This window comes from Prosthecobacter sp., assembly GCF_044227185.1.
Lineage (GTDB): Bacteria > Verrucomicrobiota > Verrucomicrobiia > Verrucomicrobiales > Verrucomicrobiaceae > Prosthecobacter.
Genome location: NZ_JBGAFO010000008.1, coordinates 313161 through 330049, shown reverse-complemented (window position 1 = coordinate 330049; position 16889 = coordinate 313161). Strand labels below are relative to the sequence as shown.

The following is a 16889-nucleotide window of genomic DNA, read 5'->3' as shown; positions in this document are numbered from 1 at the left end:
AGCGATTGTCGAGAGTGTTCTCGGCCGCTCTTGTCCCCCCCATCAGCCCGGCGCTCTCCGCCCAAACTTCCGCTCGAGTTCATTGGTGGAAATCTGCACCAGCGTCGGCCTCCCGTGCGGACAGCAGTAGGGCATTTCGCAGGCAAAGAGATCCTTCAGCAGCGCCTGAAATTCCGGGATGGAGAGCACGTCGTTGCTCTTCACCGAGGCACGGCAGGCGATGGTGGCGATGGCGTCCTCGCTCAGCCGCAGGCTGGAGGATTTCGCGCTGAGGCTGCTGAGTTCTTCCATCACCTGGTCCAGCCAGGCCGCCGGATCATCCGCCTTCAAAAACGCGGGCAGAGTCTCCACCTTGAAAATATTCGGGCCAAAGGGCTCGATCTCGATGCCAAGCCGGTTGAGCGAGGGGAGATTCTGCCGCAGCAAGTCGGCGTCCCGGGGCGTGGTCTGCAGCGTCACGGGCAGCAGCAGGCGCTGGCAGGGCACGCCGCCGGACTCGATTGAGCGGCGGAATTTCTCAAAGTTCACCCGCTCATGCGCGGCGTGCTGATCCATCAGCACCAGCCCCTCCTTGGACTCCATCAGCACATACAGTTTGTGCAGCACGCCGATGATGCGGTATTCCGGCGGGGCAGGGGACTCCGTCTCCCTCGCGGCTTTCGGCTCCTGCGGTTCTTCCTCGTCTGTCTCGGCTGCGGTGGCTGTTGCTTGAGGTGCCTCCGCCTCCGCTTCGGGTTCCGGCGCGGCCTGCACAGGCGCCGTGGCTGCGGCATGGCGCGCGGCCGCGATCCTCTCCAGCACGTCCGCCACGCGGTGGGAGACCGCAGGCGCGTCCCCAGCCGGCTGCGGTCGCGCCGCCGGGATGTCCCGCAGCGGCGCCGATGAAGCGGCCACCGGCATGGCAAACTGCTCCTGCCGGCTGTCTGGCACCACGGGCGTCCTGGGGACTGTGGCGGCGGGTGCGGGGCGTGCGGCGGGCGTGTGGCCGGAGGGCAGCTTGGCGGCGTTTTCCAGCGTGTGGCTGACCGCGCGGGAGATGGCATCGCGCACGGCGTGGCCATCGTGAAAGCGCACCTCCTTTTTCGCCGGGTGCACATTCACATCAAAGGCCTGCGCATCCATCTGGATGAAGAGGAAGGTCACCGGATGCTGGCCTTTCATCAAGGCGGTGTGGTAGCCCTCGCGCAGTCCATACGAAATGCTGGCGCTTTCGATCGGGCGCCCGTTCAAATACGTGGTCTGCATCTGCCGGTTCGAGCGGCTCATGCCCGGCCCGCCGATGTAGCCGGAGACGGTGATGCCGTGCACGGTGGTCTCCTCCACCTTCAGCAGGCGGGAGGCCAGCTCGTCCCCCACCAGCCCGCGGATGCGCTCCAGCATGTCCCGCGTGGCGGGCAGGTGCAGCACCAGCTCGCCGTTGTGCGTGAGCGTGAAGGCCACCTGCGGATTGGCGATGGCGTGCAGCCGCAGCTGCTGCTCCACATGGGCAAACTCGGTATTCTCCGTGCGCAGAAACTTGCGCCGCGCGGGCACATTGAAAAACAGCGAGCGCGCCTCGATGACCGTCCCGGGAGCGCCGCCGCTGTCTCGCACGGCCACCAGCTTGCCGCCATTGACCTCGATCTCCGTGCCCACCAGCGCCTCCTTTTCCCGCGTGGCCAGGCGGAAGCGTGACACGCTGGCGATGCTGGGCAGCGCCTCGCCGCGAAATCCGAAGGTGTGAATCGCTCCCAGGTCCTCCTTGGTCCGTATCTTGCTGGTGGCATGGCGCTCCAGACACAGCATGGCATCCTCCCGGTCCATCCCGCTTCCATCATCCACAATGCGGATCATCGCGATGCCGCCGCGCTGCGCATGCACCTCGATGTGGCGCGCCCCGGCGTCCAGGCTATTCTCCACCAGCTCCCGTACCAGCGCCGCCGGCCGCTCCACGACCTCCCCTGCGGCCACCTGGCTGGCGAGTGCGTCTGGAAGAATGCGAATTTTAGCCATGAATTTCGATAAAAGGGTGGGCGGGAAGCGTAGCCTGTATCGCCGCCCGGAAACGTTACCTTGGATGCCGGATGGGGATTTGCAATCTCTGTGCTTCTGAGCCATCCAGACAGGCCTCTCCACCCTTTTTCTCCTTCATGATTTCCCTCACCCCCAGCGCCGTCGAACATCTCAAATCCCTCATCGCGGAAAAGAATGCGGATGCGGGCACCGGGCTGCGTCTGCGCGTGGAAAAGGGCGGCTGCGCTGGCATGCAGTACGTCATGGCTTTGGATCACTCTCAAGCCGGCGACGAAGTGCAGTCGCAGGATGGTGTCTCGATTATCATCGATCCGGAAAGCCTGGGTTACTTGCGCGGCTGCGAGATTGACTACGTCGATTCCCTCTCGGACGCCGGATTTAAACTCAATAATCCCAACGCCGCCCGGAGCTGTGGCTGCGGTACCTCTTTTGAACCGCAAACCGCCTCAACTTAAGCCTCCCTTTACTTGATTTTGGAACCCAAAATGAAGCAAACTTGCTGCCAACTTATTCACAAAATTTCCTTTTCAAATTCCGTCAATATTGTAGAATTTGAACATTCTTAATCTATAATTACTAAAATTTTCGCAAAACTGTTATGCAAATCCGATTTTTGAGCGACGGCAATGAGTACCGCTCCTACGGCGGAGGAAGCTTCTCCAAGAAAAAGGACTCTGGAGGCATCTTCTGGTGGACCATTCTCATCACTCTGCTGATGGGCTTCGCCACCTTCTGCTGGTTCTTCAGCATCATGGTGTTCGCTCATCCTGAGAAGCCCTTCAACTACCGCGTCCTCGCCCGTTTCGACAAACTCGATCCTCTTCGCAAGTTCACCAACTACACCGTGCCGCAGGGCAAGTTCCTCCCCGCGCGCGATCTGCTGGCGGAATTTTATTCCTTCAACGGTGAGCAGCTCGCTGTGAAGAATGATCTGCTCAAGCGCTCCTACATCCGCAACTACAAGCAAGAGCAGCCTCTGTATGTGAAGGGCACCTTCCAGGTGATCAACGCACGTCCGCTCACCACGAGCGATGTCATCACCGAAGGCTGGGTGGTGCGCGCCCGCTCCGCGGACATCGAAGACGTGGACATCGAGATCGTGCTTCCTGGCAATAAAGACAAGGCTGACCCCTATCAGGTGGGAGACACCCTCGTGCTGGATCAGAAGAGCACTTTCGCCGCCGCGCTGCACGTGCAGAAGTTTGACCAGGAGCGCGTGTGCGTGACGCTCATGCCGCTGGCTTATCAGGGCTTTGTCACCAAGACGGGCGAGCAGTTCAAGATGAGCCCGCCTGCCAAGCTCAACATGGACGCCTACTGGCCTCTGACCCGCGATCCCGGCGCCGCCGTCCTCGAAGGCAGCGCCACCAAGGTGGTCTCCAAGCAGGACTGAGGTTCATCTCTTCATTTTTCAAAAAAAGCGGAAGGTTCTCCCTTCCGCTTTTTTTGTGCCTTGGTTCGAGATAATTTTTCATGGTATGAAGTGCTAGAATAGGAAAATGGCATGAAATGGTATAAAATGGTCAGTCTCTCGGGGGCGCTGTTTTTGAAACCCGGGCTCGGGCAGCCGGCGTTTCTCTCCCTCTCCCCGCCCATAAAAACGCTAACCTCTGCATTCTCCTTCGGGGGAGAGGGCCGGGGTGAGGGGACGCCCTCCGGCCCGCGACCATGCCTTCCCCTCACTCACCTCTCCTCCGCAAAAAAACCCACTCCCCATTTTCAACCCAATTGCGCGCCTTTTTCCCGTCTATTTTCAGGCCGCTCGTTCCTTGCATCCGCGCCGGTTCACGCCATTAACAAGGCATGCCCGATGACTACACACCCGCCACCGTCGCCGATGTCCGGCGTCTGCGTGACACCCTGGATCAGCAGGGAAAAAAGCTCGTGTTCACCAACGGCTGCTTTGATCTTCTGCACGCAGGCCATGTGCGCTACCTGGAGCAGGCGCGCGCCCTGGGGGACGCCATGGTGGTCGCCCTGAATTCAGACCAGTCCGTGCGCGCGCTCAAAGGGCCCGAGCGCCCGCTCAATCCGGAAACCGACCGCGCGGAAGTCATGTCCGCCCTGCGCGCGGTCGATATCGTGACCATCTTTGACGATGAGCGCGCCACCTCGCTCATCGAGGCCATCCGCCCGCACGTTTACGCCAAAGGCGGCGACTACACCGTGGAGTCCCTCAATCGTGAAGAGCGCACCGCTCTGGAAAAGGCGGGCACGCAGATCCGCATCCTGCCTCTGGTGCCCGGCCGCTCCACCACCAGGACGATCAACAAGATGCAGGCCCCGGCCGGCGGTGAAGCTCCCGCGACGGACAGCGGCCTGCTGCGCATCGCGGTGCTGGGCTCCGGCGCAGGCTCAAATCTCCGCGCCATCATTGCGGCCATCGCGGACAAAAAGCTGAAGGCGGAGATCGCCGTCACGCTCACGGATCAGGCGGAGTCCGGCTTCCGTCAGATCGCCCGCGAGGCTGGCGTTCCGGCCTTGTTTGTGGATGGCGGCGAGAACCCGCGCAAACTGAGCGAAGCCGCGCAGAAGGAAATCTTCGAGCATCTGGAGCGCGCACGTGTGGACGTGGTCGTGCTCGCGGGCTTCATGCGCATTCTCAAGGAGCCCGTCATCAGCGCCTATGCCGGACGCATTGTGAATGTGCATCCCTCGCTCCTTCCGAAATTCAAGGGCGCCAATGCGCCGCAGCTCGCCATTGATGAGGGCGAACTGGAGAGCGGCTGCACCGTGCATCTCGTCACCGCGGAGATCGATGGCGGCCGCATCCTGGCGCAGGCCCGGGTGCCGGTGAACATCGGCGACACCGCCACGACGCTGCACGCGCGCATCAAGGTGGAGGAGCACAAGCTGCTGCCGCAGGTGCTGAATGAATGGCGCGAACGTGGTCTGCCCGTGCGAGGTGCGGGACCGTCATGAGCGGCTTCACCGGCACACTCAATCATCAGCAGCGCGAGGCCGCCACGCACATCCACGGCCCGCTGCTCATCCTCGCCGGCGCTGGCACGGGCAAGACGCGCGTGCTCACCGCGCGCATCAGCTTCATGGTGAACGAGGGCATCAATCCGCGGAACATCCTCTCCGTCACCTTCACCAACAAGGCCGCCAATGAAATGCGTGAGCGCATCAAGGGCATGGTGCGCGACGGCCTCGGCAAAAAGGTCGTGGTCGGCACCTTCCACGCCTTCTGCGTGCGCCTCCTGCGCGAGTTTGCCGAGCATGTGGGCTACAAGAACAACTTCGCCATCTACAGCCAGAGCGAACAGGAGACGCTGATCAAGCGCGTGCTGCAGACACTGCTGGTCAAAGACGAGACGCTGGACCCCAGCATGGCGCTCATGCGCATCAGCAAGGCCAAGAATGCGGGCGAGACCCTGGGAGACCCCAAGGAGAGCCTGGATGCGGCGGTCATGGAGAAATACATGGACGAAATGCGCGGGCTGAACGTCATGGACTTCGATGACCTCATCATCCTGGGCGTGAAGCTTCTCGAAGAAAACGCCCAGGTGCGCGCCACGGTGCAGAGCCGCCACCACTATGTGATGGTGGACGAGTTCCAGGACACCAACTCCCTGCAGATGCGCCTGCTGCGCGCGCTGGTGCCCGCGCCTTACAACGTGTGCGTGGTGGGGGACGATGACCAGTCCATCTACGGCTGGCGCGGCGCGGAGATCACCAACATCACCGAGTTCGAAAACTTCTTCCCGAATCCGCATGTGGTGAAGCTGGAGGAAAACTACCGCAGCACCACGCCCATCCTCCACACGGCAAACAGCCTCATCAAAAACAACGCCGGACGCAGGCCAAAGTCGCTGTGGAGCCGGAACAGCGGCAGCGACCTCGTGCGCCTCGTCATCACCGAGGATGAAAAGGAGGAGGCGGACATGATCGCCAAAGAGGTGGAGACCGCGCATTTTGCCAACAAGCAGTCTCTGGAGGATTTTGCCGTTCTCTTCCGCACCAATGACCAGTCCCGCGTGCTGGAGCAGGCCTTCCGCCAGCGCCGCATCACCTACCGTGTGGTGGGCGCACGCAGCTTCTTTGACCGCCGCGAGGTGAAGGACATCATCAGCTACCTCAGCGTGCTGCACAATCCGCACGATGACATGGCCCTGCTGCGCGTGCTGAACACGCCCACTCGCGGCATTGGCAGCGCCACCGCCGAGCTCGCACGCGAGCGCAGCATGGAGAAGCACCACAGCATCTGGGTGGCCCTGTGCGATGAGGACTTCCTGCGCCAGATCCCCGAGAAGGCGCGCAATGCCATCCGCACCTTCACGCAGCTCATCGTGAAATATTCCGGACCTGCCGGCACCCCGGGCACCAATCTGGTGGACATGACGCAGGCGCTCATCCTCGAGGTCGGCTACATGGACTACCTCAAAAAGGCGGCCAAGGAGCCGGATGATTTCACCGGCTGGGAAAACGGCGTCAATGAACTGCTCAAGAGCCTCGCCGGACATCAGGAGCGCGACCGCGCCAGCGGCCTGGCCGGATTTCTGGATGAAGTCAGCCTCAATGACGACCGCGAGGAGAAGGACGACATCGAGAAGAAAAAAGGCGTGTGTCTCATCACCATGCACGCCTCCAAGGGGCTGGAGTTTCCCGTGGTGTATCTTCCGGGGGTGGAGCAGGGCATCCTGCCGCACAAGCGCAGCTTTGACGAAGGCCGCGTGGATGAGGAGCGCCGTCTGTTTTATGTGGGCATCACCCGTGCAAAGCAGAAGCTCACGCTCAGCCACACCCGCATCCGCATGAAGTGGGGCAAAAAGCAGACCAGCGCGCCCAGCACCTTCCTCAAGGAGCTGGACCGCAAATACGTCGAAGAGCTGGACTACAGCCGGCACATCAATGAAACCCCCACGCAGGAGGAAAACACCAATTTCTTCTCCGGCCTGCGCGCCATGCTCGCGGACCAGAAGTAACGCCTCCGAGTACGTAGTTCGGGCTTCAGCCCGCTCCGGAAGCCCCGCACTCCCAAAAAAAATCTGAAACCTCCTCAGCGCCCGTTTTTGTAGTGGAGTACCGGCTTTAGCCGGAATCCGGATACACCCACGCGCCGCTGCGCCCCGCATGTCCCCCTCACGCCTCCAGTTCCAGCTCGACGCGCAATCAAGCGATTCCCGCGCGCGTGCCACCACCTTTCGCACCCTGCACGGCACCATTCAGTCACCGCTCTTCATGCCGGTGGGCACGCAGGCCACGGTGAAGGCGCAGACGCAGGAGACGCTGCATGAGTCCGGCTCGCAGATCCTGCTGGCAAACACCTACCACCTGCTGCTGCGTCCTGGTCCCGATGTCTTCACCAAGCTGGGCGGCATTCACAAGTTCATGCGCTGGCCCGGCTCCGTGCTCACGGACTCCGGCGGCTACCAGATCTTCTCCCTGCCGCACTCGCGTGAGATGACGGAAAAGGGCGCCGTGTTTCAGAGCTACGTGGACGGCCAGCGCATCCTGCTCAGCCCGGAGGTGAGCATTCAAACCCAGCGCGCCATCGGCAGCGACATCATGATGGTGCTGGACCAGTGCATCCCCTCCACGGCGGATGAAAAGACGACGCGTGCCGCTCTGCAGATCACGCAACGCTGGGCGCTGCGCAGTCTCGCCGCGCGGGAGGATTCGCCGCAGTCCATGTTTGGCATCGTGCAGGGCGCGCTGTATCCCCATCTGCGCCGCGAGAGCGCGGAGGGCCTGATGCAGATCGACTTTGACGGCTTCGCCATCGGCGGCCTGGCGGTGGGGGAGGAAAAGAGCGAGCGCGAGGATGTGTGCGAGCTCACTGCCGCGCTGCTGCCTGCGGACCGCCCGCGCTACCTCATGGGCGTTGGCACGCCGGTGGATGTGCTGGAGGCCGTGCACCGGGGCGTGGACATGTTTGACTGCATCATCCCCACGCAGGTGGCGAAGCGCGGCACCGCCTTCACCTCCCGCGGCATCGTGGAGCTGCGCCGCTCCGTGTACAAATTCAGCGAAGACCGTCTCGACCCCGCCTGCACCTGCCCGGTGTGCGCCACGCACACCCGCGCGTATCTGCACCACCTCACCAAGACGCAGGAGCCGCTCGGCTGGACGCTCGTAGGCCAGCACAACATCCATTTCTACCACCAGCTCATGCGCGAGGTGCGCCAGAGCATTCTGGAAGACCGCTTTCTGCCGCTCTACAAAGGGCGCCGCGACATTCTGCCCATCGAGGACATCGATCATCCCGTCACCCACCCCAAGCGCGGATCCCCCAAACTCAAGCACGAAGGCGACTACGAGCTCCACGGCGAGCCGCCAGACATCCGCCACATCAGCACGCGGCGCATTCTCCCCACCACGCCGCAGCTTGATGCGGCCGTCGAGTCCCAGATCATCCAGCACCTGCGCCAGCCTGCCGACTCGCCGCCCCTCGTCGTGTGGGACACGCGCCTTGATGCCGCCGCCACCGCGCTGGCCATCATTCTTCTCTACGAAGCCGAAGCCGCCAAAGGCCCCCTGCGCCCGCTGCACCTCGTCAGCTTCAGCGAGGACCTCTCGCCTCTGCGCCTCGCACTCAATCACAAGCGCCACTTCCCCTACCTCCGCCACGGCGCGGCGGATACGCTGATCCGCCGGGATGTGTGGGAGTCACGCTACTGCGTGGGCCTGAAGTGGTCACTGGTGCATGGCAGGACTGCCAGTGCAGAAACGCCCGCGGCGGATGTGGTGGTGGAAGAAAGTACTCGTGAGCTTTAGCTCACTCTGGAACCACCGCGCCCTCCCAGAGCAGGCTGCCGCGGGGACGCTTTGGCTTTTCGGAGGATGATGAGTACGTGCGGAAGCGCTGATCGACAGACAAGAGTGTCCATCGTACTCTTTCACGCTGCGGCCTGTGTCACTCCTTGGTCACCTCAATGTCGTGCGTCTTCGCCCCCGGTTTGGCGACCTCGTCTTTGCGCTTGAAAAGATGTCCGAGGTCCACGCCGAAGTAGGCCAGGCAGTTGATCAGCAGCGCCGTCGCCGCGGCTTCATCGAGATTGCCAAAGACAGGAATGTTGTCGGGAATGAACTCGACGAATCCCGCCGTGACATTCAGCAGATAAAGGGCGGACACTATGCCCGAGCAGAGCACCACGAGATGACGGATCATTTTCATACGGCAAAAAGGGGAAGGGGAGTCCGCTCAAAATATGCCCCCGCGCATACGTCCACGCCAAAACATCCTTGGGGTAATTTTGGAATCACCCGCCCGCTCGCAGGCACATTTCCGGCTTGCCCGGCCCACGGCGGCCCGTCAAGCTTGCACCACCTGCGATGACCAAAACCTCCGAAGGCCATCCGTCTGCCCACCATCGCATGCAGACCTTCCTCCATCCCACCATGAACCTTCCCGTCTCTCACCTCCTCTCCCTGGTCGCGCTCGCTGCGCTGGCCTTCACCGGCTGCGCGAAGCTCGATGACGACACCGCCGGCCAGTCCGGCCTTTGTGAAGTTCACCATGTCCGCATGACGAAACGTCCGCTGCACTTCCTCCATGGCATGATCCCCATGAGCAAAGTGGAGGCGGAGCAGGGCGAGTGGAAGCGCCGCACAGACTTCTATCCCCATCCTGGAGACGGCATCCACTCCACAAACATCGTCCTGCCAGGCCAGGAAGGCCGCGCCCTCGCCTACGTCTGCCCCGAGTGCCGGCGCGCCCAGCGCCAGATGGAAAAGACCAGTCCACGCTAGCCCCTGCTCTCGAAGAGCAGGTGTGTTCAGGCGAATCCACTCTCGCCCACGTTCCTCCGCACGTGGCGGCACCTCCGTCCTTCCAAACTCTCTCCCATGAACCTCGAACAAATCGACCACCTCGCCCTCCGCTGCGCTTCCCTGCAAGCGACCGCAGACTGGTACATCCGCACCCTCGGCTTTGAGCACGTCTATCCCGGCCACGGCGGTGGCATCCCCCTCTTCCTCCGCCTCGGCACCACCTTCCTCACCCTCTTCCCACAAAAGGAAAACGACCCGCCCGCCAAGAACGGCCAGGCCTGGCACCTCGCCCTCCGCGCCCCGACCTACGCCGACTTCCAGTCCGCCCAGACCGAGCTCACCGCCAAAGGCATCGTCGTCGAATTCCGCGACCACGAAATCTCCCATTCCATCTACTTCTCCGACCCCGATGGCTTCCTTTTGGAGATCACGACCTACGATCTCAAAAAGTAGTCTAGAGCTTTAGCTCGTTCTGGGCGCATGTTGTGCAAAACACGACAAAAAACAACGCGATGTCACACGCAACCTGAGGCACGTCTGCCTGTTAACCCGATCTCCCTTTCCACTTCCGCCATGACTCACAAAACACTCCCCTTGCTCGCCCTGATGGCCGCCTGTCTCCCGCTGAAGGTCGTAGCGGAGGAAAATCTAGCGACAAGCACAGGCGCGACGGCCACTGCCGCCCAAACCTTCCTCGCCACGCTGACGGAAGTCCAGCGTGGCAAAGTCGCCTACGACTTCAAAGACGCCGCCCAGCGCAAAAACTGGTCCAATCTGCCCACCTCCTTCGTGAAGCGCGGCGGCCTGCGCCTGGGCGATCTCACCCAGGAGCAGCGCGACGCCGCCATGGCAGTCGTCGAGGCCGCCCTGAGCCCGGAGGGCTACGCGAAGGTGGAGGAAATCGTCGAGGGCGACGAGATGCTGAAGAAGAACGACAAAGGCGGCGCACCACGCAGCGGTCAGGCCGGTGCAGGTGGTGCTGGAGCACCACCATCCGGCGGGGCAGGGGGCCCGGGCGCGCCCAAGGGTCCGGGAAGACCGGGAGGCGGCGGCCCTCCCGCGTTTGGCCATGATGAATACTACATCTCCTTTCTCGGCCAGCCCTCCACCACGGAGCCGTGGATGATCCAGTTCGGCGGGCACCACCTCGCCATCAACATCACGCTCGCGGGCGCGCACGGCACCCTGGCTCCCAGCCACACCGCCGCGCAGCCCGCCCGCTATGAGATCGAGGGCAAAACCGTGCGCCCCCTGGGCGATGAAACGGACAAGGCCCACGCCCTGCTCACATCGCTCACCGAGGCCCAGCGCAAGCAGGCCATCCTCGGCTTCGAAATGCGCGACCTCGTGCTCGGCCCCGGCCGCGACGGCCAGACGATCCAGCCCGAAGGCATCAAGGGTGCAAACCTGACCGACAAGCAGCGCGAGCTGCTGCTCGACCTCGCCAGCGAGTGGACCGGCATGCAGAGCGCCGACTTTGCCAAAGCGAAGATGGAGGAGATGAAAAAGAACATCGAGGACACCTGGTTCGCCTGGAGCGGCCCGGTGGAAAAAGGCGGTGCCGCCTACTTCCGCATCCAGGGCCCCACGGTGCTCATCGAGTACGCCCCGCAGCGCCTCGGCGGCGACCCCACGAATCACATTCACACCATCTACCGCGACCCGACCAACGACTACGGAGCCCAATGGTGGAGGCCGTGAAAGTACGGCTGGCATCTCTGGTGCTGCTCGCGCTGCCGTCTGTCGTGCGCGCCCATCAGCTCGATGAATACCTGCAGTCCACGCTGGTCGTCATCGAGCCCGCCAGCATCCGTTTGCAGATGATCCTGACCCCCGGCGTGTCCATCGCGGAAAAGGTGCTGGCGTTGATGGATGGCAATGCGGACGGCGTCCTTTCCACCGAGGAAGGCGCTGCTTACGCAGCGCTGCTGAAGCGCGAACTCAGCCTCCAGCTCGACACACAAGACCTGGAGCTAAAACTCACAGCCTCAGACATCCCCACCCCCGCAGAACTCCGCACCGGCGCAGGGATCATGCAGATGGAATTCACCGCTGTACCCGACACCATTGCCGCAGGCCCCCACACCCTCACCTTGCGGAACCGCCACCTCCCCAGCGTGAGCGTGTATCTCATCAATGCCGCCAAACCCAAGACTGCGACCATCCAGATCAACCGGCAAACGAGAATCGAAAACCAAAGCGCCGGCGAAATCGCATACACCTTTCAGCCGCCCGCAGATTCTTCCCAAGGTGTTGAGCGCATGGCCGCTCTCGCAGGATTGCTAGCGGCTGCGGTGGGGTGGTGGCTCCTTAGGAAGAGTAGGGCGGAAAAAACGAGATGACACGTGGAGCGGGCTTGCGAGACAAGTCGTGAGCCATCAGGAAAAGTGGTTGATGTGGGATGCCTTCTTGAGATTATCCTTAAAGCCCCCTGCCATCTTCTGCATTTGAACCGCCCTAGATGAGTCTTTGGCCGGGGGGGATTGAAGACGATTTTTTTAGACATTAGCGTCATGCGCACTCTCATTTTATTCATCCTGTCGCTTGTCGTTGGCATCAAGACTGTTTCAGCGAGAGAGTGGAAAAGTGCCGATGGTTCACGGACGTTCTCGGGTCAGATGGTTGAATATCGACCACCCTCAGTCACCGTCATTCTTAAAGATGGGAAGAAGATGACCTTTAGCGAGAAACTGTTGAGCCCTGCGGACCAACGATATTGCTACTTGGCTGAGCGTGTGCTGGAAAGATCATTTCCTCAGATACCCTATAAAGTGATTCAGGTGCTCGAAGACGGCATCCTCTGCCAGGAGCTCCCCGACAATAACCGTTACTTTTCAGGTGAAACGATGTTTATCTGGGGGAAGTTTAGAAACTCTGTTGCCGATGGCGAAGTCTATCGCAGCGATATTTATTGGGCGGGTTCATACTCATACACGAGCGTTGAAAATATTGACAGAACCATTAGAAGCTTCGCTAGAAGCCTGGATAAGGCGGTTGTAATCTGGGAGAACAGGCTTGCGCCGCGCGATGGGTCGGCTGCAAAAAATGATCGCAATTCCAAGCATGCCCAGGAGAGCTTTTCTGCCACCGGAAGTGGTTTTGCGATCACCGAGACTGGATACGTTGTGACCAACGCTCATGTGGTCGAAGGTGCGGTGAAGGTGGAGGTTCGTTCAGGTCAGACCTTTGTTGAGGCAAAGGTTGTTGCGATAGATCAGCAGAATGATCTGGCGATACTGAAAATCGAAGCGGCAACGACGCCCATACGATTAAATACGGATACAAGCCCCAAGCTGGGCGATGACATTGTCGTCGGTGGCTTTCCAAATCCAGGGATGCAGGGGACCAGTCTGAAACTGACTAAGGGCGTGATCAGCAGCCTCAAAGGCATGCAAGACGATGTGAGACATTTTCAGATCGATGCTTCAATCCAGCCTGGCAACTCCGGTGGTCCGCTCGTTTCATCGGATGGCAGCGTTGTGGGGGTTGTAAACGCAAAACTAAACGACTCCGCCGTCGTTTTGGCTACTGGCTCAGTCCCGCAGAATGTGAACTACGCCATCAAGATTGACTATTTGGTCCCGTTGCTTCGCAGCATAGATGGCCTGGCGGAGCTTGTGAAATCAGCCAAAGTTCCAGATGCTCTCTCGATTGGGGAACGATTGGAGAAGTCCGCCTGCTTTATCCTGTGCCAGCTCAAATCCGAATAGGAGCGCCAACAGGGATTAAATAGGCCGGAAGGTTCCATTCTTTTTGGTTGCCGCCTGGGTTGGTTTCGCGGCAAGGCTGCGCGACGCCGCTTTTGCACGCCGGGCAGGGGGCTGAGGACGAAGAACATTCTGCATTCCGCGAAAGCGGTAGCTCCGATGCGGGCTTGTACCTCGCATCTGCGCGACCGCAGTCCAAAGATGCTGCGCATCGGCGCTGGTTATTGCGCTGTCGCACACACCACCTTGTCCTCTTGACCGGTGACTCTTTGACCCCGCTCCGGCCTACTTCTTCACCCACCCGTCCTTCAGCGTCACCGTGCGGTTAAACACGGGCGCTCCGGGCTTGGAGTCGATCGGGTCCGCATAGAAATAGGCCACGCGCTCAAACTGCCAGAGGCTGCCGGGGGCGGCGTCTTTCAGGCTGGGTTCGAGCTTGGCATTCGTGATGACTTCCAGGGATCCTGGATTGAGGAACTTGGTGAAATCTCCGTCTTCGCCGGCATCGGCGTCCGGGGTTTCCACGGTGAAGAGGCGGTCGTAGAGGCGGGTGGTGGCGTCGATGGCATGACGTGCACTGACCCAGTGGATGATGCCTTTGGGCTTGGTGCGGCCTTCGGGCTTTTTGCCGTGCCGCGTCGCATCATCATAAGTGCAGCGCAGCTCCGTGATGTTCCCGGCGGCATCCTTGATCACTTCCTGGCAGATGATGCAAAACGCGAACTTCAGGCGCACTTCACCGCCGGGCTTCAGGCGGTGGAAGCCCTCAGAGGGGAACTCCATGAAATCATCGGCCTCAATGTACAACTCCCGGCACAGCGGCACCTGGCGGGTGCCTGCGGCGGGATCTTCCGGGTGATTCGGTGCTTCGAAGTGTTCCACCTGATCCTCGGGGTAGTTGGTGATGACCACCTTGATAGGGCGCAGCACGCCATAGGCGCGGCGGGCCACCTTGTTCAGGTCCTCGCGGATGGCGTGCTCCAGCAGCGCGATCTCGGTGAGGGAGTTGAACTTCGTCAGGCCGATGGTCTTGCAGAAGCTGCGGATGGCGGCGGCGGTGATGCCGCGGCGGCGCATGCCGCTGATGGTGGGCATGCGCGGGTCGTCCCAGCCGTTGACGAGATCTTCCTTCACCAGGCGCAGCAGCTTGCGCTTGCTCATCACGGTGTAGGTCAGGTTCAGGCGGGCGAATTCGCGCTGGTAGGGCGCGCCGGGCAGACCGTCCACGTTGTTGATCAGCCACTCGTATAGCGGGCGGTGGTGCTCAAACTCCAGCGTGCACAGGCTGTGGGTGATGCTCTCCAGCGCATCGCTCAGCGGATGGGCGTAGTCATACATCGGATAAATGCACCACGCATCCCCCGTGCGGTGATGGTGCGCATGCAGGATGCGGTAGATCACCGGGTCGCGCATGTTCATGTTCGGCGAGGCCATGTCGATCTTCGCGCGCAGCACGCACTGGCCTTCCTTGAATTCTCCCTTCCGCATGCGGCGGAAGAGGTCCAGATTTTCCTCCACGCTGCGGTCCGCGCCCGCGCTGCGCGTCCCCGGAGAGGTCAGCGTGCCGCGGTTCGCACGCATCTCCTCATGCGTCTGGTCATCCACATAGGCGAGCCCTTTGGTGATGAGCTGTTCGGCAAAGGCATACAGCTTCTCAAAGTAGTCGCTCGCATAAAAAAGGTTCTCGCCCCAGTCGAAGCCCAGCCACTTCACATCCGCCATGATGCTGTCCACATATTCCACCTCTTCCTTGGTGGGGTTGGTGTCGTCAAAGCGCAGGTGGCAGCGCGAGTTCGGCGCATGCTCCTGCGCCAGCCCAAAGTTCAGGCAGATGCTCTTCGCGTGGCCGATGTGCAGATACCCGTTCGGCTCCGGCGGGAAACGCGTCACGACCTGCCCGCCATTGCGACCTGCGGCCAGGTCGGCGGCGATCATTTCACGGATGAAATCAAGGGAGGCGGGGGAGGGGGCGGCGGCTTCGGACATGGAAAAAGTGTGAGGGCGAAAGTAGGAGCCGGAAGTTTAAAGTTCAAAGTTTAAAGTTCAAAGTTCGCGCTTCTCTCTTCCCAGTTGCGCGGGGGCGGAATCCGTTGTTTTTCCCCGGCAACCATGTCCCATCCCGCCCCAGCGCCCACCCACCTCGATCTCGCCAGGCTCGGCCAGCCCGTTTACCGCGGCTCCGTGCAGAATCTCTACGCCGTGCCAGACCATCCCGGCTACGTCGTGTGCGAGACCACCCCCGCCGGATCCGTCTTCGACGTGGGCTCCATCTTCAACATCGAGGGCAATGACCTCAACCGCGCCATCTTCCGCCACGCCATGTACTCCCGCCTGGGCCAGCCCGAGACCTGGCAGCGCGTGAAGGCCGCCATCGAGGCCGCTCCCATGGACGCCGCCTGGCGCAAGGAACTCCTCTCCGGCCCCATGGAGCTCATGCTGGAGCAGGGCGCCGCCACCCACCATGTGGGGATGGTGGACGCCGTCACCGGCGAGATCGTCCGCACCGGCCTGCCCAAAAACCCGAGCTGCTACAATGTCGTGCGCCGCTTCCCGGTCATGCACCCGCCGCAGCGCAATCTCCTCGGCACCTACGTCTTTGACTACGCCCAGTTCCACCAGAGCGCCACGTATGTGGTCCCGCTGGAGTACATCGTGCGCTTCGGCGTCACCAGCGGCTCCTCCATCCTCAAAAAATACCAGAGCCTCAGCGAGCCCGCAAAGCGCGCCTACGAGCAGGAGCTCGGCCTTTCCAAGCCCATGGGCGTCTGGGAAATGCTGCAGCGCCCCATCTACGATCTCACCAGCAAGTACGAGCCCGAGGACCGCGCCGTCAGCAAGCAGGAAGCCCTCATGATGTCCGGCCTCAGCAGTGATGACTTCCTCCACACCGTGAAGCTCGCCATCCTCGGCGGCTGGGCCGTCCGCGAGCTCCTGGAAAGCGCCGGCCTCCTCCTCTGGGACCTCAAGTGGGAGTTTGCCGTGGACCGCGAGGAACTCCTCTTTGTGGACACCATCGACGCCGACTCCTTCCGCGGCACCACCTTCCTGGATGTAGACGGCCGCAAGCTCGTCATCCACTACAACAAGCAGGCCATGCGCGACTACTACCGCCTCGTGCACCCGGACTGGTATGCCGGCATCAATGAGGCCAAGATCCAGGCGCAGAAAGCCGGCACCCCTTTCAAGCAGGTGCTCAGGGCAGGGCAGGCCGACGGCAAATGGCCCCAGACCCCCGTGGTGGACACCGAGTTCCTGGATCTCCAGGCCCGCAAGACCGCCCTCATCCGCCAGCACGTCGCCGCAGAGCGGGACGCCGCCTCCATTCGTGCCGATCTCGAGGCCACCGGCGCCGCGGAGGTGGAGTTCTACCGCCAGCGCGGCCTGCTGGAGGCTCTCCTGGCCGCCAATGCCGTCGGCTGAAAACTCTTCAATTTCCGTGCCAAAAACGCTTGC

14 protein-coding genes are annotated in these 16889 nt (G+C 61.6%); 11 read left to right on the top strand and 3 right to left on the bottom strand.

Annotated elements, in window-relative coordinates:
• Positions 1-42: 42 nt before the first annotated feature.
• Positions 43-1992: a DNA mismatch repair endonuclease MutL gene (gene mutL / locus ACILSQ_RS20080; RefSeq protein WP_395745439.1), complete on the bottom strand. Its 1950-nt coding sequence runs from the start codon at positions 1990-1992 to the stop codon at positions 43-45.
• 137 nt (positions 1993-2129) lie between these two features.
• On the opposite strand from mutL, the gene ACILSQ_RS20075 reads away from it, so the two are divergent.
• From ACILSQ_RS20075 to tgt, 5 genes are all read left to right on the top strand, one after another.
• Positions 2130-2468, top strand: coding sequence for a HesB/IscA family protein (locus tag ACILSQ_RS20075; protein ID WP_395745438.1), 339 nt, complete (start codon positions 2130-2132; stop codon positions 2466-2468).
• A gap of 143 nt (positions 2469-2611) precedes the next feature.
• On the top strand, positions 2612-3406 hold the full coding sequence (locus ACILSQ_RS20070; RefSeq protein ID WP_395745437.1) for a hypothetical protein: 795 nt from the start codon (positions 2612-2614) through the stop codon (positions 3404-3406).
• Positions 3407-3816: 410 nt separating this feature from the next.
• A complete protein-coding gene (purN, locus tag ACILSQ_RS20065; protein ID WP_395745436.1) occupies positions 3817-4935 on the top strand; it encodes a phosphoribosylglycinamide formyltransferase in 1119 nt (372 codons plus the stop codon).
• Entirely contained in the window at positions 4932-6941 is a 2010-nt protein-coding gene (locus ACILSQ_RS20060) for an ATP-dependent helicase (protein WP_395745435.1), read from the top strand. Before purN ends, ACILSQ_RS20060 begins: the two co-directional genes overlap by 4 nt.
• Before the next feature lie 148 nt (positions 6942-7089).
• Positions 7090-8733: a tRNA guanosine(34) transglycosylase Tgt gene (gene tgt, locus ACILSQ_RS20055; protein WP_395745434.1), complete on the top strand. Its 1644-nt coding sequence runs from the start codon at positions 7090-7092 to the stop codon at positions 8731-8733.
• A gap of 139 nt (positions 8734-8872) precedes the next feature.
• Here the strand turns inward: tgt and ACILSQ_RS20050 are convergent, their stop codons facing one another.
• The gene (locus tag ACILSQ_RS20050) at positions 8873-9133 is read right to left on the bottom strand and encodes a hypothetical protein (RefSeq protein WP_395745433.1); all 261 of its coding nucleotides are present in this window, start codon (positions 9131-9133) and stop codon (positions 8873-8875) included.
• A gap of 158 nt (positions 9134-9291) precedes the next feature.
• Here ACILSQ_RS20050 and ACILSQ_RS20045 point away from each other — a divergent pair, with 158 nt between their 5' ends.
• The 5 genes from ACILSQ_RS20045 (at position 9292) to ACILSQ_RS20025 (ending at position 13439) form a co-directional block, all read left to right on the top strand.
• Positions 9292-9708 carry a hypothetical protein gene (locus ACILSQ_RS20045; RefSeq protein WP_395745432.1) on the top strand — a complete coding sequence of 139 codons (417 nt, stop codon included), beginning with the start codon at positions 9292-9294 and terminating at the stop codon, positions 9706-9708.
• Positions 9709-9804: 96 nt separating this feature from the next.
• Complete coding sequence (locus ACILSQ_RS20040) at positions 9805-10182, top strand: VOC family protein (RefSeq protein WP_395745431.1); 378 nt, start codon at positions 9805-9807, stop codon at positions 10180-10182.
• Positions 10183-10302: 120 nt separating this feature from the next.
• Complete coding sequence (locus ACILSQ_RS20035; protein WP_395745430.1) at positions 10303-11430, top strand: DUF3500 domain-containing protein; 1128 nt, start codon at positions 10303-10305, stop codon at positions 11428-11430.
• Positions 11415-12071 carry a hypothetical protein gene (locus ACILSQ_RS20030; RefSeq protein ID WP_395745429.1) on the top strand — a complete coding sequence of 219 codons (657 nt, stop codon included), beginning with the start codon at positions 11415-11417 and terminating at the stop codon, positions 12069-12071. The genes ACILSQ_RS20035 and ACILSQ_RS20030 overlap by 16 nt, the downstream gene beginning before the upstream one ends.
• Positions 12072-12242: 171 nt before the next feature.
• Positions 12243-13439: a S1C family serine protease gene (locus ACILSQ_RS20025; RefSeq protein WP_395745428.1), complete on the top strand. Its 1197-nt coding sequence runs from the start codon at positions 12243-12245 to the stop codon at positions 13437-13439.
• Between the two features lie 282 nt (positions 13440-13721).
• Here ACILSQ_RS20025 and ACILSQ_RS20020 read toward each other — a convergent pair whose 3' ends face one another.
• On the bottom strand, positions 13722-15422 hold the full coding sequence (locus ACILSQ_RS20020) for a glutamine--tRNA ligase/YqeY domain fusion protein (protein ID WP_395745427.1): 1701 nt from the start codon (positions 15420-15422) through the stop codon (positions 13722-13724).
• Between the two features lie 123 nt (positions 15423-15545).
• Here ACILSQ_RS20020 and ACILSQ_RS20015 point away from each other — a divergent pair, with 123 nt between their 5' ends.
• Positions 15546-16856 carry a phosphoribosylaminoimidazolesuccinocarboxamide synthase gene (locus ACILSQ_RS20015; protein ID WP_395745426.1) on the top strand — a complete coding sequence of 437 codons (1311 nt, stop codon included), beginning with the start codon at positions 15546-15548 and terminating at the stop codon, positions 16854-16856.
• The last annotated feature ends 33 nt before the right edge of the window (positions 16857-16889 follow it).